Source organism: Schaalia dentiphila ATCC 17982, assembly GCF_000154225.1.
GTDB classification, from domain to species: domain Bacteria; phylum Actinomycetota; class Actinomycetes; order Actinomycetales; family Actinomycetaceae; genus Pauljensenia; species Pauljensenia dentiphila.
The window spans coordinates 652060-670720 of sequence record NZ_DS264586.1 but is presented as its reverse complement, the minus strand read 5'-3'; the positions used below and the strand labels follow the sequence as shown (position 1 = coordinate 670720).

Sequence of the window (18661 nt, the reverse complement as noted above, 5' to 3'; positions counted from 1 at the left end):
CGAGGCACGGGCTGGGGTGAGTGGACCGGCTCGCCCAGCCCCCACCTCGTCGATTGGGCGAAACCCGCTACGATTACACCCATGGGTAAAGCTAGCCGCCGTAAGAAGGTCACCGATCCCGCCAAGCTCAAGGCGTATCGCCCGCCGATCCCCTTCGTTGCGCGCCCCTACGAGGGTCTGCCGAAGGAGATCGAGCTGGTCGCCATGCGCGAGCTCATCCCGGCGGCCACGCTGACCGCACGTACCGACGCCGACCACGGCGCCGTCGAATTCGACTTCGTCACTCTCCTGCCCGAGGGCCACCCTGCGATGGTGCGCCCCGACGGCCGCATCCTCGTTGCGCTGCAGACCCGCTCGAACTCCGCGGACCTCAGCCACGACGCGGGCGCTGCGCTGCTCGCAGCCATCGCTGCGAAGGAGGCGGGCGACGAGGGCGTCATTTCGATCGACGTGCGCGAGCCCTCCGAGCGTCTCCAGGACATCGTCGACGCCGACAGCTTCACGGACATGAAGCTCGAGGAGGACTTCTCCTTCTGGTTCGACCCGTCCGAGGAGATCGACGACCAGACGCGTCGCGCCCTCGAGCAGAACCGCGACGAGATCATTCCGACCGAGCCCGTGCCCGGCGTTCCCGGCGCGTACTGGTGCGAGATGAACCGTAACTTCGTGCGTTTCCTGACGGACAACGACGAGACCAAGCTCTTCGACGCGCTCGCCCGCCTGGCCGCACGCGGCGAGGCCAACGTCGGCGAGGGCTCCCGCTACGTGGGTTCCTTCCGCGCGTGCGGCCTGATCGTCCCGGTCTTCGAGCTGCCTGAGGGTGCCAGCGCGGCCGACGTCGCGCCCGGCACGCAGGCCCTTGCCAAGGCCCTCGAGGAGGCCCTGAAGGTCACCGAGCGCCTGGATGACAAGGAACGTCGCGCACGTCAGGGCCTCGTCTCTCGAGCTGTGACGATCCGCTAAGCACATTTTTACCTGTCGTTGAGACAGGTTTGTCGCTCACATTACGGGCGGCGGGACGCGATTACGTCCCGCCGCCCGTAGACTGTTAGTCGTGAACTATCCCGCCGGATCTCGAGGTTCCCAGCCGCAGCGCGTCGCCGCCGTCATCGCTGCGCACAACGTCGGACGCGCCGTCGCGGCCACCGTGCGCGCATGCCGCGCGATACCCAGCGTTGACCTCCTCATTGTCGTCGACGATGGTTCCACGGACGACACCGGCCGCGCCGCCCGTGCCGCCGGCGCCGTCGTCGTGCGCCACTCCGTCGAGCGAGGGCGCGCCTCGGCGATCGAGACCGGCGTGAAGGTCGCCGCCATGCGCGACCGCCCCGACGGGCCGCCCCGCCACATCCTGCTCCTGTCGCCCGACCTCGGGGAGTCCGCGGTCGAGGCCACCGCCCTCGTCGAGGCCGTCTTTGCGCGCCAGGCCGACATGGCGATCGCCGTCCCAGCCACGGGACGCGAGTACTCGGGCTACGGGCCGGGCGTCGCCCGCCGGCTCATCCGCCGCAAGACCGGCTGGAACTGCCACTACCCCCTCAGCTACCAGCGCTGCCTGACGCGCGAGGCCATCGACGCAGCCATGCCCTTCGCGGGCCGCTACGTGCTCGAGGCCTCCACGACGATCAACGTTCTGCGCGCGGGGCTCTCCGTCATGGAGGTCCCCTGCAACTTCGCGCACTCGGGCGCGGACCGCTCGCTCGGCTCGCTCAACCGCCCGGCACGCATGTTCGATGCCGTGCGCGCCACGGTTAGCCAGCTCTTCCACTCCGACGCGCGCTCGAAGCGCCGCGCCGACCATGAACAGGGGATCGGCGTGCCCTACCCGGCCCCCGCCTCGGCCCGCGACGAGGCGGAGGCCTCTGATCCTTCCGACGCGCGCCGCACGGAGATGGTCGGGTGAAGGGCCCGGATCGATTAGCCGTCGGTCGCTTCATCGCGACCTGGTGGCTACCAGCCGTCATTGCGTGCGCCGTCGGCGCGCTCTATGTCTGCTACTCGGTGGCGCAGTGGCGTGCGCTCGTCGCCCCCTCCTGGGACCTGGGCATCTTCGCCGAGGCCGTCCAGGCATACTCGCGCTTCGAGGCGCCCATCGTCCCCATCAAGGGGCCGGGCTACAACCTGCTGGGCGATCACTTCCACCCGATCCTGGCGCTCCTGGGACCGATCTTTCGTCTCTTCCCCTCGGCGCTCACCCTCCTCGTCGTCCAGGACCTGCTGATCGCCGCGTCGGTCCTGCCCATCGCGCGCCTCGCGCAGCGCCTCCTCGGCCGAGGCGGTGCCCTCCTCGTCGGGCTTGCCTACGGGCTCGGGTGGGGGTTGCAGGGCGCGGTCGGTGCCCAGTTCCACGAGGTCTGCATGGCCGTCCCGCTGCTGGCGTTCGGGGGTGTCGCCTTCGTCGAGCGGCGCTGGGGTGCGTGCATGGCGTGGCTGGCGCCCCTCGTCCTTGTCAAGGAGGATCTCGGGCTGACGGTCTTCGTTGCTGGCCTCGCTCTCGCGTGGCGGCGCCGAGGCGAAGGGCGGTCTGCTGTCCTGCGGTCGATAGCGTACGCGCTGTTCGGTATCGTCGCATTTGTGGTGACGGTGAAGGTGCTGCTCCCGGCGATGAACCCGGCGGGCACGTGGGCCTATTCCCTCGATGGTGCCGCGACGGGCGCGGGCACGCCGACCGGCGGAACCACCGCCGCGCGCGCAATCCCTTCCCTGTGGGACATTCTGACGACCCCCTCTGTCAAGCTCGTGACCCTCATCGTGCTGGCCGCCGGGGCCGGCTTTGTGGGCACTGCCTCCCCGTGGTTCGCGCTGGTGGCCCCGACGCTCGCGTGGCGCTTCGCGGGCTCGCTGGAGAGCTACTACGGCTGGGACTCGTGGCACTACAACGCAGTGCTCGTTCCCATCGCGGCGTGCTCGCTGCTCGACGTCATCGACCAGTGGCTCGCGCCCGAGCGCGCCGCCGCCGATTTGGCGGCGCAATCTCGTGACGAGGCCCCGGCCTCGTCGAACCTGGGCTGGCGCGTGGCGGCCTGGGCGGTGGCGTGCGTGCCCGCTGCGTCGTTGGCTCTCACGGCCTCGTCCCTTCCGTTGTGGCACCTGCCCGACCTCAAGGAGGATCCGCGCATGGCCGCCGCCCTCGGCGCGCTCGACGCGGTGCCCGAGGGGGTGAGCGTCGAAACTGACACGACGCTGCTTGCGCGCCTCGTGCCCGGTCGTGAGGTCTACTGGGTGGGAACGACCGGCACCATGGATACCCCTCCGGAGTATGTCGTCATCGACGCGCGCTCCTACGCGTGGGGTGACCAGCAGGTCGACGCCGAGTCGTGGGGGAGCGCCGCCCACCCCGGCCACTCATACGAGACCGTCTACGCCAAGCAGGGCTTCCGCGTCGCGCGACGCACCTCGTGAGGGTGGGCACCGGCTGTTTGGGCAGCGACATGCCCGAGGCGCGGCGTGCATGGCTGTGGCGGGCGCGGCTCCACCCAAACCGGGCCGCGTGGGCTGCTAGCCGCTGCTCGTGGTTAGCCCGCGAGGGAACTCGGGCAGGCATGCGCGGTGCTCGAGGGGCGGTGGTGAAACCGAGACCACCCCTGCGGCGTGGGGTTGTTGGTCCGGTGAAACCGAGACCGCCCCTGCTGGCGCCGAATGCGTCGAATTGGGGTGAATCGGCCATGCAGGGGCGGTCCCGGTTTCACGGGAGGACCGAGGGCGGGCGCGGGGTGCCATGCAGGGGTGGTCTGGGTTTCATGTGGTGCCTTCGGCCGATGTATGGGGCTGTTCTGGTGCTCTAGGAAGACTTGAATGTCGCGATGATCCTTGCGAGTCCTCCGAGTGCGAGCAACACCGCGCCAACCAGGAAGGGCGCGGAGGTCGAGAAACGAGTCATGATGAATCCGCATGCCGCGTAGGCGACGGGCGCTGATCCGTAGGTCACCAGGTTGATAGCAGAGTAGATGCGCCCAGCGAAGGACTCGGGGGTGCTGTTCATGATATCGCCGATCAGAGTCGGTGCGACTACTCCAGCGCCGAAACCTGAAGCGGCGACGAGGAGCAGTGATAGTGAACTCGAAACTGCGATGTACTGGGCGCAAGTAAGCGCGGCAAACACGAGGATCCCACAGTTGATAACCCTGTTGCGCGCTGTTGTGCGGTCGCTGGGAATACGCGATGCGATGAGTCCTCCGACAACGCCACCGAGGGCAAAGACGCACACTGCGGCACCAAAGGTCCCACCTCCCCATCCGAGTTCAAGGTAGCGTGCTGGGAGCACGATGTTCATGATCCCGGATAGCGATGCGTCGATCAGGAGAGCGGTGACCAGGCCGATTGCGACGGTTCCCCCATTTCGTGTGACGACCTCCTTGAGGGAGACGGAAGCAATAGAGGGAGCCTGAGTCTGCGGGGGTTGGTCGTCTGCTTGTGTTGCTGCGGCGACGTTTGGAATCGCGCAGAACAATGCGAGTGCGACTGCTGCTAGCAGCGCAAACGTCAGAAACAACGCGTGTAAGGGGACGGTTTCAAAGCTGAATCCGCTCGATGCGCCAGCGAGTCCCGTTGCGACACTCGTGATGACCTGGACCCAGGAGATAGTGCGAGAGAAGTCCCCGTGGGAGGTCAGCCGCTTGAGGAGCGCGCCCGAAGAAGGCAGGTAGAGACCGTCGCCCGCGCCGAAGAGAACGATGCCGCACGACAGGAGGGGAACATGTGGGCCTTGCAGGGAGTCGCAGCCGACGAGAAGGAAGGCGACGATGCGTAATGCGAGCCCCACTTGGACGCAGCGGTAGGGAGACCAGCGATCCGCAGCGTATCCTCCAGCGAGGATCAGACACAGCCGGGTCACCGAGGCGACAGTCAGGAAGGAAGCTGCAATTGCGGATCCGTAGAACGAGAGGAGAAAGAGGCTCAAGGTAACAAAGAACGCTTGATCGCCAATGGCGACAACGCCCGCGACGGTGAGCCATGTTCGCAAGGGTTTCATGATGCGCCGATCGTCCCCTCTCCGAGCCTGCTGCCATATTACATGGAATCATATAACGATCCTAATAGGTCGGTAAAGTGCTGCGTGGTGAGGCGAGCCTGTTTGGTGCCGACTAGGCCGGGTTGACGGTGATGATGCTGGCTTCTGCCGATTGGCAAGTGGTCGTGAAACCGAGACCGCCCCTGCGGCGTGGGGTTGTTGGTCCGGTGAAACCGAAGCCGCCCCTGCGGCGTGGAGTTGTTGGTCCAGTGAAACCGAGACCGCCCCTGCTGGCGCCGAATACGTCGAACTGGGGCGAATCGGGCATACGGGGGTGGTCTGGGTTTCACGCGAGGACCGAGAGCGAGCGCGGAGTGCCGTGCAGGGGTGGTCCCGGTTTCACGGGAGGTGCGAGAGCGCATCCGAGGCGCCCGCGGTACACCCCTATCGTGCTCGGCGCAGGCGCAGCGAGTTGAGGACCACGAACACCGACGAGCACGCCATCGCGGCGCTCGCCAGCATGGGGGAGAGCAGGCCCGCGATCGCCAGCGGCACCATCAGCACGTTGTAGAAGAACGCCCAGAACAGGTTCTCCTTGATGATGCGCAGCGTCCGGCGCGACACCCGGATCGCGGTCGCTGCCGATGTCAGCGACGAGTTCATGAGCGTCATGTCCGCGACCTCGATCGCCACATCCGTGCCCGATCCCATCGCGATGCCCAGGCCCTTCGCGCTCGCCTGCGCGAGGGCGGCCGCGTCGTTCACGCCGTCGCCCACCATCGCGACCGTGCGACCCTCGGCCTGCAGGTCAGCGACGGTGTCGCGCTTGCCGTCGGGCAGGACGCCCGCGATGACGCGCTCGATCCCGACCTGATCCGCGACGTGGCGGGCCGCCGCCTCGTTATCGCCGGTCAGCAGGATCGGTTCGATGCCGAGCTCGCGCAGCTGGGCGATCGCATCCGCGGAGGAGTCCTTCACCGTGTCGCGCACGATCAGCGCGGCGATCGCACTGCCCTCGACGCGCTCGGGTATCACCAGGGACGAGGCCGGGGCCCCCTCCCGCTCGCCCGTGCCCGGGGTGGTGCCCGTCTGGGTGGGGGTACCGGTATCCCCACTCGCGCTGCCGCCAGCCGCGGGTGCGCCATCGGCGGTCGCGGCCTCAGAACGGGAGGTGATGGTGCCGGAATACCCGGCGGCGTTGACGACGGCCTCGAGCTCCTCGTCGCTGTGAGGGGCGGTGAGTGTGATGCGAGCGGATTCGGTGGCGAGGTTGACCTCTGCCTTCACGCCGTCGAGCTTGCCGAGCTTGCGTTCGACGCGGCTAACGCAGGATGCGCAGGTCATGCCGCCCACGCTCATGGTGAGCGTCGCGAGGGGCAGTTTGGCGTCGGGGCCGGGCAGGACGACGTGCGTGTGGGCCTCCGGCATGGGGGTGACGGCTTCGGTGGTCGCCACTTGGCCGAGCTGCGGCGCGAGGGCGGCGACGACGGCGGAGGCGCCCGAGGCCTCGGCCTCGCGCACGGCATCAAGGAGGGAAGTGGGCACGTCGATGCCCAGGGAAGCCAGCCACGACGGGCGCCCGACCAGTACGCCGCCCTGGGCGGTGATGCCGACGACGCCGAGTCCGGGCTGGTTCGCGAACGCGGTTACCGGGACGAGCGACAGGCCTCGGTCTGCGGCACCCAACGCGATGGCGCGGGCGACCGGGTGCTCGGAGAGGGACTCAACGGAGGCGGCCAGGGACAGGGCCGAGGCCTCGCCCGCACCGGGCGCGACCGCGACCGACTCGAGGGACATGACGCCCGTCGTGACCGTGCCCGTCTTGTCCAGCAGCATCGTGTCGATCGAGCGCGTCTGCTCGAGAATTTCCGCGTTCTTGATGAGGATGCCCAGCTGCGAGGCGCGACCCGACCCGACGAGGATCGCGGTGGGCGTGGCCAGGCCGAGCGCGCACGGGCACGCCACGACCAGAACGGCGACGGCAGCTGTGAACGCGGCCTGCACGCCGCCGCCCGCGAGCAGCCAGCCCCCGAGCGTCAGCAAGGAAACAACGATGACGATCGGCACGAACACGCCGGAGATCTGGTCCGCGAGTCGCTGGACGGGCGCCTTACCTGCCTGGGCCTCGGCGACCATGCGCCCCATCTGCGCGAGCGTCGTGTCCGAGCCGACGCGCGTGGCGCGCACCAGCAGGGAGCCCCACGTGTTGACGGTCGCACCCGTCACCGCGTCGCCGGGGGCGGCGTCCACGGGCACGGACTCGCCCGTCAGGAGCGAGGTGTCCAGGGCGGAGGAACCCTCGACGATGACGCCGTCGGTTGCCACCTTCTCGCCCGGGCGCACCGTGAACAGGTCGCCGACCTGCAGGGACGAGGCGTGCACGACGCTCTCGGAGCGCTCGCCGGTCGCGGGGTCGACGCTCACGAGCGTCGCCTCCTTCGCGCCCATGCTCAGCAGCGAACGCAGCGCGTCGCCCGCGCGGTAGCGTGCGCGCGCCTCCATGTAGCGTCCCGTCAGCAGGAACACGACGATCATGCACGCGCCCTCGAAGTAGATCTCCGCGTGGCCGGCGTGAGCTGCGCGCGGTATCAGGCTCATGTGCATGCGCATGCCGAGCTCTCCGGCGCCGCCCCACAGCAGCGCCCACCAGCTCCACAGCGTCGAGGAGATGACGCCGAGGGAGACCAGCGTGTCCATCGTCGTCGCCCCGTGGCGACCCGCTGCGAAGGCCGCCCGGTGGAAGGGCCACGCGCCCCACGTGACCACCGGGATCGAGGCCGCCGCGACGACCCACTGCCACCCCGTGAACTGCCAGGCGGGCACCATCGACAGAATCATCGCGAGGATGCCCAGCGGCGCGCAGACGATGAGGCGTCGGCGCAGGTCGGCGGCGTGGGCGCGGGTTCCCTCACCCACCTGGGGGGTCGGGTCCGAGGCCGGGTTGGCCTCAGGAGCAGAAAGGGCGGCCGGGGGAGTGGTCGTCATGGAGTCAGTGGACATGGGTACCCTCCGGGGGTATGTATTTGGTGAAAGGAAACGAGGCCGGGGAAAGTGCCCCGGCCTCGTCGTTGAGGCGTGGAAATCCTCAGAAGTCGCGGGCGATGCCGACCAGCGTGAAGCCGGCCTCGGAGACCGCGTCGCTCAGCGCCGCGTCGTCCAGGGGCGTGTCGGTCAGGACCGTCACCTTGGAGGTGCCGCCCGAGTTGAGGATGACCTCGACGTTCTTGACGCCGGGGATCTCGCTCAGCTCCTCGCTGACGCTCATCACGCAGTGGCCGCAGGTCATGCCGTCGACGGACAGTTCAATGGTGCGATCGATCTCGGTGGTCATGATGTCTCCTTGTTATTAGGACTTGATGAGGCGCGCGATGGCCGCGGCCGCCTCGTCGACTTTGGCCTGCGCGGCCTCGTCGGATTCGCGCGCCGCCGTGACGACGCAGTGGTTCATGTGGTCTTTGAGCAGGTTGACCGCGACCGAATCGAGCGCGGACTGGACGGCCGAGACCTGTGTGAGGATGTCGATGCAGTACTCGCCCTGCGAGATCATGCGCTGCAGGCCGCGCACCTGGCCCTCGATGCGGCGCAGGCGCGCGAGATGATTCTCGGTGTTGCCGTGGTATCCGTGCTCGTTGCTCATGGAAGTGATAGTACCCCTAGGGGGTATGGGTGTCAAGGGGGTGCCGTCAACACGGGCTGTGGGGGTGGCGACACGCATCCCCCAATGCGGCGCGCCCAGCCCCGGCCCGCAGTTCACAATAACCCCCTGGGCAAACTCCACGACCTGGGCGGGGATACCCTCCTTGGCCAGGAGCATCTCACTCATCTCCACGGCCTGCTGGTGATGGGGGATCATTATCTGGGCAAACATGATGTCCGCGTCGTTGTAATCGGCGGAGATCTCCCCGTCCGTCTCAGTCGTTGCCATGGTGGTCTCGGTCGTCTCAGCGGTAGTCGTCGCAGTGCTGGTGGCCGAGGTGGTGGCGTCGGTGTTGCCTGACTCGGTGGCCTTACCGCAGGCGGCCAGCGCCAGGGTGGAGGCCGCGGCGAGAGCGGAAAGAACATAGGGTGCGCTTCATGGTGGAGCCTTTCAGGGGCATATGGGGGCAGTGGAGAGAAGTGGTGGATCAGTGGACGGCGGTGGATGCCGGAGTAGGCGTGGCGTGTTCCTCCTTCGGACTGGTGGGAGCCAGGCGGGCCGGGTCCAGATCAATCCGGCGCAGCAGCTGAGCGTTAAGCGCCACCACAATCGTCGACAGCGACATCAACACCGCAGCAGCAGCCGGGGGAAGCAGAATGCCGCTAGAGGCGAGCACGCCGGCGGCCAGGGGCACGGCCAAGATGTTGTAACCGGACGCCCAGATGAGGTTCTGGATCATCTTGCGGTAGCTGGCCTGCGAGAGCTTAATCATCGACAATATTGCCCGGGGATCGTCACTGGCCAGGACCACTCCGGCGGATTCCATCGCCACATCCGTGCCGGCCCCGATGGCAACACCGACCTCGGCGCGGGCCAGGGCCGGGGCGTCGTTGACACCGTCGCCGACCATGGCCACGCTCAGGCCACGCTCCTGTAACTGGGTGACCTTGGTGTCCTTGTCCTGGGGCAGGACCTCGGCGAAGACCTCATCAATCCCTAGGTCCTGGCCAACCGCATGGGCCACCTGCTGCGCGTCACCGGTGATCATCGCGACCTTCACCCCGCGGTCCTGCAGGGCTTTCACGGCGGCGCGGGATTCGGGGCGGATCTTGTCCTCGACGGCCACCGCACCGATAATCTGACCGTCGCGGACAATATGGAGCACACCGGCCCCACGCCCGGTCCAGGCGCTGGTGGTATCGGTGAGCTCGGCCGGGGTGGTGAGGTTGAACTCGCGCAGCATGTTCGGCCCGCCCACGAGGATCTCAGCGCCATCGACAGTGGCCCGGACCCCCCGGCCGGAGGCGGCGCTGAAACCAGTTGCACGGATTTGCCGACGAGAGGCCTCGGGATGGGCGGCCGCGGCCGCCACGATGGCGCGGGCCACGGGGTGCTCGCTGTCGGCCTCCGCGGCGGCGGCCAGGGCCAGCAGCTCGCCCTCGGTGACGCCGACAGCTGCCGCGACACCGGTGACCGTGTGCGCACCCTCAGTCAGGGTGCCGGTTTTATCGAAGAGCACCACGTCGATGGTGCGCATCCGCTCGAGCGCCATCCGGTCCTTGATAAGCACCCCGGATTTCGCGGCCCGCTCGGTGGAGATCGCAATGACCAGCGGAATCGCCAGGCCCAGGGCGTGCGGACAGGCGATGACCAGCACCGTGACCGTGCGCACCACGGCATCGTCCGGGCTACCGATGATGGTCCACACCACCGCGGTGATCAGAGCAGAGATCAGCGCGAACCAGAACAACAACGCCGCCGCCCGATCCGCCAGGGCCTGAGCCCGGGAGGAGGACTCCTGTGCGTCGGCAACCATGCGTTGGATCCCGGCCAGGGCGGTGTCCCCGCCGGTCGCCTCCACCCGGACGCGGACGGTGTTGTCGGTGGCCACGGTACCGGCGACCACCCTGTCACCGGTGTCTCGGAAGACGGGACGGGATTCACCGGTGATCATCGCCTCATCGAATTCGGCGGCTCCGTCGATGATGGTTCCGTCGGCCGGCACCCGGGCACCGGCCCTCACCAGCACGACGTCGTCGACGACCAGCTCGGAGGTGGCCACGGTGCGGGTGATCCCGTCAATGACTTTCTCGGCCTCATCCGGCAGCAGGGCAGCCAGCGCGTCAAGCGCGGAGGACGCACCCCCGAGAGCGCGCATCTCCAGCCAGTGGCCCAGCAGCATGATGGTCACCAGCAGGGCCAGCTCCCACCAGAAGTCCAGGTCAAAACCGCCCAGCCCCAGAGTGGTGACCCAGGAGGCGACAAACGCAACGGTGATGGCCATGGCAATCAGGAGCATCATCCCGGGTTGGCGGGATTTCAGTTCCGTCCATCCACCCTTGAGGAAAGGCGTTCCGCCGTAGACGAAGATGATCGTGTCCAGTACCGGGGGAACCCAGGTGGATCCGGGGAATACCGGGAGGGGGTAGCCGAGCAGGTGGGCGACCATGGGGCTGAAAATAACGACGGGAATGGACAGAATCAGCGACCACCAGAAGCGTTCCCGAAACATTGCGGTGCTGTGCCCGGCGTGTTCGCCGTGATCATGAACGTGGTGGTCTTCGTCCAGGGCAGAGTGCGGGTGACCGTGGGGCATCGCCTGGCCGTGGGTGTCGGCATCTGCGTGATGTTCGTGGCTGGCATGATCCGGGTGGTGGGTGTGGTCTGTTTCCGGAGCGGGGTGATCGCCGGAATGGTGGGGAGTGCTCATGACGTTCCTTTCGCTCAACCCGGTCGGGGTCGAGATGATGGGTAAAAACGATCAGGATAAGATGGTGTAGATAATACCCCTAGGGGGTATGGGTGTCAAGGGGGTGCCGTCAACACGGGCTGTGGGGGTGGCGACACGCATCCCCCAATGCGGCGCGCCCGGCTCCCACCCGCCGTAGGGTGGAGGCAGCACACAGGTAAGGAGGGGACATGAAGCGACGCCCGCGTCAGCGCTACCGCGCGATTCGCCGCGTCCCCCAGGCCTACCCCGGCCTCTACCTGCGCCTCAAAGTCGCCCCCGTCCTGCCCGCCCTCGCGGCCACGGTCGCAGTCGGAGCGCTCGCGGAAATCTCCGCCCTACCCGAGGACGTGCGCGCCCGCGCGCGCTCCCTCTCGGACGACATGGGAACCGCGATCAGCGAAAAATCGCAGCGTATCTTCTTCGATACCCCCGGCCTCGACACCCTCCTCATCCGCTCCCTCTCGCACGTCGCCCGGCGCACCGCGACCGTCGGGCGCGCGTGGGCGCGAACGGTCGTTGCGATCGGCGCAGACAGGGACGGGCGCATGGCGCGCATGCTGCCCCTCATCCCCAGGCGCGGATACGACGCCCTCATGACCGGCATGCTCACGATTGGCACCGCTGTGGGCGCGCTGCGCGGCGGCGCGGTCCACGTCGCACTCCTGCGTGACTCCGACGCTGACCCCGCCTTCCAGGAGCCGCTCCCCGGCCACCCCGAGGCCCAGATTCGCCGCGTCGACGCCCCCGCGCTCCTCTCCGACATGTGCGCCGATATCGACGAGCTCTACTGGTCGCGCACGATCGGCCCCGCCGTCAAGATCACCCGCGTCGGTGAGGGCGATGCCCGCCGCTGGCTCCTCTCCCTGGTCGGCACCGAGTCCATGACCTGGCGCTCCACCAATAACCCCGCCGACGCCGAGACGAACATCCGCCTCATGCTCGGCCTGGAAAGCGCGATGAGCGTCGGCGTCGTGCGCGCGCTGCACGCTGCCATGGAACGAGATGGGGTACCCACCGAGCGGTGGCCGCGCGAGCGCGTCCTCATCTGCGGCCACTCCCAGGGCGGGATTGTCGCCGCCGCCCTCGCCTCGGTCCCTCCCGACGAGGCCGGGGTTAACGTCGCTGGCATCCTGTCCACGGGCGGCCCGAACCGGCGCATCCGCGTGCGCCCCGACGTGGTGACCGTTGCCGTCTACCACGACCAGGACGTCATGCCGAGCCTCGACGGCTCGCCCGACCGTGCCCCCGACCGGCGCGTCACCGTTGGACGGAGCCTCGTGAGGCCTCGTACCCGCCCCCTCTACTACGCGCACTCCTCCTCGACGTACACGGAGACCGTCCGCCTCCTCGAGCGCAAGGTTCGCGTGACCCCGTGGGGCCGGCTGGCCTCGTCGATGGCGGCCCTGCAGGATTTCCTACCCGCGCCGGGCGAGGACACCCGCGTCATGCACTACGAGATCTGGCAGGACATCCTGACCCCGACCTCCGAGAGCACGTGGGACACGGTCGCCGCGCTTGAACGCGGGGGCTCCTTCGAACCTGCCACCTACCCGATCGACTATGCGGTCACGGCCCCCCGCCTGCCCCGTATCGCCCGAGCCAGGCGCCGCGCGGCCCTCCCGCCGCGCATCGCTTCCGCCCTCTCCTCCCTCAGAAAGGACAGGTCATGACCGACCCCAACGCCCCCCTGCGCGAGGTGCGCCGATGGATGCGCGTCTCGACCCCCGTCAACAAGGCGGCCTCCGCGGGCCTGCGCGGTCGGCTCCCGCAGATCGCCGGGCCGCTCATGATCGGCGCGCTCGGCGTGGGCGCCCTGGGTGCGGGCATCGCGTGGCGCGCCCTGTCCTCAACGAGGGGCACCGGGCGCACGCAGCGCTTCGTTGACCTGGCGACCGCGGCGCTCGACTCCGGCTTCCCTGTGCGTGCGCACGAGGCCGGTGCGAGTGAGGGTCGCGCGCCGCGCCGCGTCGTCCACGTCGAGGTTGGCGAGGGCTTCGGGCGCCCCTCCCTCGTGTCCATTGACGTCGTGGTGGCCTCCTCGGACGCGCTGTCGGAGCACGAGGCTGCCACACGCGCCCTCGACGCGATCACCCGGGCAACCTGGAACAATCCCGAGATGGCGCCGGTCAGCGTACGCGCCCGAGTCCTCCTCGCTCACGACGAGGTCGACGACCTCGAGGCCTCCGGTGCGCAGACCGACACGGTCGTCGACATGAGCGCCCTCGGCTTCGCCGACGAGATCGCCCGCCCCGACGAGCTCTACGACCGCTACGGCGCGCCCGAGTGCGACCCCGCCTGGAGGCCGTGACCGGCCGGCGAGAGTCGGCCTCGTCTTTTCGGTAAGGCGGGGTGTCCCACCCCTTGGGGGCGCTGTTGTTCGCCTTATGACCGTTTGGTAGGGTCTGGCTTATCGGCACCGAAGTGACGTTGAAGGAGCATCATGGCCGCCGATCTTGTCATCGAAGAGGGGGACCTCGAAGTCCTGCGCGACCGCACGAGCGAGGCCTCTAGTGGCCTGCGGTCGGTGACGGTCGCGACGGCGGGCATCGCGATGCGTAGCATCGGTAAGGACGTTGTCGATGACTTCGTGTACACGGGTTCCCCGGGCGCAGCTGTGCATTCTGTCGGGACGCTGGGGGTGAACCCCGAACATACGTGGGTCTCGGCGATTCCGCTACACGACGAGGTTCAGGGAATGGGGCCCGATAGCTCCTTTGGGCGTGATCCCAAGGAGCTGGAGGGCATCGGGCACCTCTCAGGTGACGCGAGTGGGGGAGATGGATATAACCCAGACCCAAACGCCGGCAAGTATGTGAACCACTCCGCGTATTTCTATAGGGCGAAACCGAATGAACATAACTACTCGCTCGAAGACATCGGTAAGGTCATTGCAGATACGATGGAGAGGAAATGAGTCGGAAACAGCTGGTCACGCTGGTGGGCGCTGCTTGTTCCTCGCTGCTTTTGGCGGCTTGTTTTCCGGAACTGCCGGACTCTGTCCCCTACCCAGATAGCGGAAGCGTTCCCGTGACCGAACGCCAGACGTTGGAGGCCTTTGTCAGCGGCACGATGCCTCGGTACATGAGCATTATCGAGGAGGTTGCGATGGAATCGGGAGGGGTTATCGCTGACGTCGGGCACTCGGAGAGTTGGGCCTGTCGATCTGCAGTCAATGGGTACGAGATTAGTGCGGTTCGCTTTAATATTCCGCTGATCGATTATGAGGATCTGCGCCGGATTGTCGGAGATGCTGCTCAGCGCTACGGGTACAGTTATTCGACGGATCCGGTTCCTCGGGATAAGGAGAATATGCGTAGTGTTGGTCTTGGCGACCAGGATGGCAATTCTCTCATATTTGATCACTTCGAGAATGACGTTATCTTTGTCCAATTTTCCTCCGGGTGTCTGCCGTCTTTGCGTTCCAGGGACATCTACGGCCAATTTGCGCTCCCATCCGTGCAAGATATGTTCCCTCGCTTAACAGTCGTCGACGCGTACGATGCGAATAAGCAGAAGAATCCGTTGATTTTCCGTCAGGTGGCGACGGATGCAGACCAGCAGTCGGGGAGTTGAGGGCGATGAGGTGGACGCCAGCGCGTGTTGGTCTCGCCGCGGTCGTGGTGGTGGCCGGTTTGTACGGGTGGGATGCGGCCATGCCGCGCAAGGGAGAGCTCGTTCCTTTCCGTCAGCGTGTGGGCTTTGAGGAGTACATGAGTCGTCGGCTGCCAGAGATATCGCGCATGGCCGGGCAGGTGGCCGCCGAGACGGGCGGTGAGCTGACGGTGATGGGCCTGCCCTACGTGCAGGCGTGCGGGATCGACAATACGCAGGGCTATCGGGTTTTTGGCTACAGCACGGCGGCTCCGCAGATTTCCTTTGATCGGCTGGAGGAGGCCGTGAGGGCCCATAGGCGTGACGGTGTGTCTGGTCTGTGGGTCCAAAACGACTTCCGTGAAGATGGGAGTCGGAGGATTTACTTCACGGACAACGACGGCAATTCGGCTGAGTTCAAGTATACCGAGACCGGTATCGAGATGAGTTCCTACTCCTCGTGCCTGCCCACCTCCCACGCCCTGAACGATCCCGGTCAGTTCGTCCTGCCGTCGGTGGAGGAGGCGTTCCCGGGCGTGCACGTGACGATCAGCGACAACACGAACCCGGATCTGCATCCGGTTCCTACGCTGACCCTCGGTGCCCAAGCCGACCCACAGTCCGACGCGCAGAGCGGTGCCCAGTCGGGGCCCCAAAGCGGTGCCCAGTCGGGGGAGTGATGGCATGAGTTCTCGGTGGAAAATGGCGGCCACTGCTGCCTGCGCCTCGTTGCTTCTGGCGGCGTGTATTCCGAGCCTACCGGATGATGCTGACCTGTATTTTGGGCGCGGCAGTGGGAGTATCCCGATCTCTGAGGGGCAGACGACGGAGGTTCACATCAGGGATACCCTGCCCCGGTATCTGGGCATCATCGAGGAGGTCGTTGTCGAGTCCGGTGGCGTGCTAGAAGTCGGTGGCAAGAATCGAGTCGACGGTTGCTTGACGACGGATACGACCGATATGGATATCCATTGGGATTCGATGGTTATTCCTACGATCGATTATGAGGATTTGCGCCGGATTGTCGTTGAGGGGGCGCAGCGTAACGGCTTCGGCTATTCGTGGGATCCGGTACGCAGAGATAAACTCAACTCTCGCTCTGTTGCTGTCGGGGATGGCTACGGGAATAGTCTGATTTTCTATCACCACGAGGCTCAGGACCGCATTATCATTAGTTTGTATTCGGGGTGTATGTTCCCGTCCCAGCCTCTCGATCCGGACACTCCGCGCTCGTCTTATCCGCTGCCTAGCCCCGAAGAGATGTTTCCGAATCTGACAATCGTGCGGGCCTATGACGATAACGGCGGTGAGAATCCTGAGTTGCGTCCGCAGTCGGGGATTCAGTCCGGAGCGCAGACGGGGGAATGAACATGACAAAGAAATGGACCCCAGTACGCGTGGGTGCGTGGTGCGTCGTGGTGGTGGCCGTGTTGGGTGGGTGTCATGCAGCAAAGTCGCGCGATGCTGAGTTCGTTCCCTTTCCTGAGCGTGTGAGCATTGAAGAGTACATAAGCCGTCAGCTGCCGGAGATATCGAGTGTGGCTGTGCCGGTGGCTGCCGAGACCGGTGGTGAGCTGACGGTGATGGGCCTGCCGTATGTGCAAGTGTGTGGCACTGGTGATACCCAGGGGTATCGGGTGGTTGGCTACACCACGGTGGCTCCGTCGATGTCCTTTGAGCGACTCGAGAAACTGGTGACAGAAAACAAGCCCGATTGGGCGGTGGCCGTGCAGGTTGACAAGCAAATCGATAGGGATGCTACTCGGGGTATTCAGCTGATCGACAACTATGGCGGCCTTGTCGAGTTCAAGTTTTCGGAGGACTCTATCGCCGTGAGGTCGCGCTCCGCGTGTTTGCCGACGAATAAGCCCCTGGATGATCCCGGTCAGTTCGTTCTGCCCTCGGTGGAGGAGGCGTTCCCGGGCATGCACGTGACGATCAGCGACAACACGAACCCGGACCTGCACCCGGTCCCCACACTGACCACGGGCGCTCACGTCACCCCACAATCCGGTACCCAGAGCGGCACCCAGTCGGGCTCGTAAAACTGCCCCGGCCTCGTCGATACAGGGCAGAAACGGGAAAGGCGGCGAGGCGCGGACCAACCGCGCACCCGCCGCCCCAACCGATAGAGTTCAGGCCTCCCAGCGCGCCAGGCGCTCGGACAGGCCGATGTAGGTCGCGGGGGTCAGGGCGAGGAGGCGCTCCTCCACCTCGGCCGGCAGCCCCAGGCCCGCGATGAACTCGCGCATGTCTTCCGCGCCCACCTCGTGGCCGCGCGTCAGCTCCTTGAGGCGCTCGTACGGGTTCGCCATGCCGGTCGCGCCCGCGATCGCGGCGGCGCGCATCGCCTGCTGGACGGCCTCGCCGAGCACGGCCCAATTCGCATCCAAGTCGCGGGCCATGCGAGCCGCGTTGATCTCGATGCCATCCAGGCCACGCACCAGGTTGTCGTAGGCCAGCACCGCGTGACCGAACGCGACGCCCACGTTGCGCTGCGTCGTCGAATCCGTCAGGTCGCGCTGCATGCGGCTGGTCACCAGCGTCGCGCCCAGCGAATCCAGCAGCGCGTTCGACACCTCCAGGTTCGCCTCCGCGTTCTCGAAGCGGATCGGGTTGACCTTGTGCGGCATCGTCGACGAGCCCGTCGAGCCCTGCGCCGCCAGGTTCTGGTGGAAGTAATCCATCGAAATGTAGGTCCATGCGTCCGTCGCCAAGTTGTGGGCGATACGACCAGCGCGCGCCACGTCCGCGTACAGCTCGGCCTGCCAGTCGTGCGACTCGATCTGCGTGGTTAGCGGGTTCCACGTCAGGCCCAGGCCCTCCACGAACGAGCGGGCCAGCGTCGGCCAATCCGCGCCCGGCACCGACACGACGTGCGCAGCCCACGTGCCCGTCGCGCCGTTAATCTTGCCCAGGTACTCCGTGGCCTCGACGCGCTTGATCTGGCGGGACAGGCGGTGCGCGAACACAGCCATCTCCTTGCCGACCGTCACCGGGGTCGCCGGCTGTCCGTGCGTGTGCGCCAGCATCGGGACATCCGCCCCGGCCTCGGCGAGGCCACGCAGGCGATCGCGGAGCGCGCGGATCGCGGGCAGCCACACCTGCTCGGTCGCCGCCTTGATGGTCAGCGCGTACGCCAGGTTGTTGATGTCCTCGGAGGTGCAAAAGATGTGGACGACCTCGCGCAGCGACGGCAGATTCGTGCCCTCGCCCAGCTTCTCGGAGGCCGCCTCGAGGTATTCGCCGATCAGGTACTCGACGGCCTTGACGTCGTGGCGGGTGACGGCCTCGAACTCACCCAGGCGCTTGATGTGGTCGGCGCCGAAGTCGCGCGTGAGGGCGCGCAGGTAGTCGCGCTCGGCGTCGGTCAGCGTGGGTGCGCCGGGCAGGACCGAGTTGTCGAGCAGGAAAATCAGCCACTCGATCTCGACGTGCACGCGCGCGCGGTTCAGGCCCGCCTCGGACAGGTAGTTCGCCAGGGGCGCGGCCACCGCGCGGTAGCGGCCGTCCAGCGGGCTGAGCGGTTCACCCCCGCCCGCCAGGTCCGAATAGCCGTGGGCAGTGGAGAACAGTGTCATCGTGTCGCTCATACCCCTATTTTCCCAGAACGAGGGGCCATCGGGACGTAGAGTCCGCTCGGTGGTTCGTGGCGTGGGTAACGTACGAGGCCGGGGCTGAGTGGGTGTGCGCGTGAGGGCCCCGGGTGTGTCGTCCACAGGGGCGGGTGGCGTCGGGCGCTTATCCACAG

At 66.8% G+C, this 18661-nt stretch carries 16 protein-coding genes and 1 pseudogene; 10 read left to right on the top strand and 7 right to left on the bottom strand.

Annotated elements, in window-relative coordinates; translation table 11 throughout:
* Positions 1-81: 81 nt before the first annotated feature.
* The 3 genes from ACTODO_RS02860 (at position 82) to ACTODO_RS02850 (ending at position 3402) form a co-directional block, all read left to right on the top strand.
* Positions 82-963: a DUF5926 family protein gene (locus tag ACTODO_RS02860; protein WP_003791187.1), complete on the top strand. Its 882-nt coding sequence runs from the start codon at positions 82-84 to the stop codon at positions 961-963.
* Between the two features lie 91 nt (positions 964-1054).
* On the top strand, positions 1055-1903 hold the full coding sequence (locus tag ACTODO_RS02855; protein ID WP_003791184.1) for a glycosyltransferase: 849 nt from the start codon (positions 1055-1057) through the stop codon (positions 1901-1903).
* Positions 1900-3402 (top strand): DUF2079 domain-containing protein, encoded by a 1503-nt coding sequence (locus ACTODO_RS02850; RefSeq protein WP_003791183.1) that lies wholly within the window; start codon positions 1900-1902, stop codon positions 3400-3402. The genes ACTODO_RS02855 and ACTODO_RS02850 overlap by 4 nt, the downstream gene beginning before the upstream one ends.
* 379 nt (positions 3403-3781) lie before the next feature.
* Here the strand turns inward: ACTODO_RS02850 and ACTODO_RS02845 are convergent, their stop codons facing one another.
* From ACTODO_RS02845 to ACTODO_RS02825, 6 genes and pseudogenes are all read right to left on the bottom strand, one after another.
* Positions 3782-4972: an MFS transporter gene (locus tag ACTODO_RS02845; RefSeq protein ID WP_003791181.1), complete on the bottom strand. Its 1191-nt coding sequence runs from the start codon at positions 4970-4972 to the stop codon at positions 3782-3784.
* A 423-nt stretch (positions 4973-5395) separates the two neighbouring features.
* Positions 5396-7951: a metal-transporting ATPase gene (locus ACTODO_RS02840; RefSeq protein WP_003791180.1), complete on the bottom strand. Its 2556-nt coding sequence runs from the start codon at positions 7949-7951 to the stop codon at positions 5396-5398.
* Between the two features lie 85 nt (positions 7952-8036).
* Positions 8037-8282, bottom strand: coding sequence for a heavy-metal-associated domain-containing protein (locus tag ACTODO_RS02835; RefSeq protein WP_003791178.1), 246 nt, complete (start codon positions 8280-8282; stop codon positions 8037-8039).
* A 15-nt stretch (positions 8283-8297) separates the two neighbouring features.
* Positions 8298-8588 (bottom strand): metal-sensitive transcriptional regulator, encoded by a 291-nt coding sequence (locus ACTODO_RS10740; RefSeq protein WP_016460585.1) that lies wholly within the window; start codon positions 8586-8588, stop codon positions 8298-8300.
* Between the two features lie 126 nt (positions 8589-8714).
* Positions 8715-8975: pseudogene (locus ACTODO_RS11045) on the bottom strand (DUF305 domain-containing protein); the annotation flags it as partial.
* A gap of 100 nt (positions 8976-9075) precedes the next feature.
* Positions 9076-11100: a copper-translocating P-type ATPase gene (locus ACTODO_RS02825; protein ID WP_003791171.1), complete on the bottom strand. Its 2025-nt coding sequence runs from the start codon at positions 11098-11100 to the stop codon at positions 9076-9078.
* A gap of 407 nt (positions 11101-11507) precedes the next feature.
* Here ACTODO_RS02825 and ACTODO_RS02815 point away from each other — a divergent pair, with 407 nt between their 5' ends.
* The 7 genes from ACTODO_RS02815 to ACTODO_RS02785 all read left to right on the top strand — a co-directional run bounded on the left by ACTODO_RS02815 (position 11508) and on the right by ACTODO_RS02785 (position 16955).
* Positions 11508-12989, top strand: a complete 1482-nt coding sequence (locus ACTODO_RS02815) for an alpha/beta hydrolase (RefSeq protein ID WP_003791168.1) — start codon at positions 11508-11510, stop codon at positions 12987-12989.
* Complete coding sequence (locus ACTODO_RS02810) at positions 12986-13627, top strand: hypothetical protein (RefSeq protein ID WP_003791166.1); 642 nt, start codon at positions 12986-12988, stop codon at positions 13625-13627. The genes ACTODO_RS02815 and ACTODO_RS02810 overlap by 4 nt, the downstream gene beginning before the upstream one ends.
* 132 nt (positions 13628-13759) lie before the next feature.
* Positions 13760-14233 (top strand): alpha/beta hydrolase, encoded by a 474-nt coding sequence (locus ACTODO_RS02805; protein ID WP_003791163.1) that lies wholly within the window; start codon positions 13760-13762, stop codon positions 14231-14233.
* On the top strand, positions 14230-14892 hold the full coding sequence (locus ACTODO_RS02800; RefSeq protein WP_003791161.1) for a DUF4853 domain-containing protein: 663 nt from the start codon (positions 14230-14232) through the stop codon (positions 14890-14892). Before ACTODO_RS02805 ends, ACTODO_RS02800 begins: the two co-directional genes overlap by 4 nt.
* 5 nt (positions 14893-14897) lie before the next feature.
* Positions 14898-15590, top strand: coding sequence for a DUF4853 domain-containing protein (locus ACTODO_RS02795; RefSeq protein WP_003791160.1), 693 nt, complete (start codon positions 14898-14900; stop codon positions 15588-15590).
* A gap of 22 nt (positions 15591-15612) precedes the next feature.
* Positions 15613-16278: a DUF4853 domain-containing protein gene (locus tag ACTODO_RS02790; protein WP_003791158.1), complete on the top strand. Its 666-nt coding sequence runs from the start codon at positions 15613-15615 to the stop codon at positions 16276-16278.
* A complete protein-coding gene (locus tag ACTODO_RS02785) occupies positions 16275-16955 on the top strand; it encodes a DUF4853 domain-containing protein (protein ID WP_003791155.1) in 681 nt (226 codons plus the stop codon). The genes ACTODO_RS02790 and ACTODO_RS02785 overlap by 4 nt, the downstream gene beginning before the upstream one ends.
* A gap of 90 nt (positions 16956-17045) precedes the next feature.
* On the opposite strand, the gene purB is transcribed toward ACTODO_RS02785, so the two are convergent.
* Positions 17046-18503 carry an adenylosuccinate lyase gene (gene purB, locus ACTODO_RS02780; RefSeq protein WP_003791154.1) on the bottom strand — a complete coding sequence of 486 codons (1458 nt, stop codon included), beginning with the start codon at positions 18501-18503 and terminating at the stop codon, positions 17046-17048.
* Positions 18504-18661: the final 158 nt, after the last annotated feature.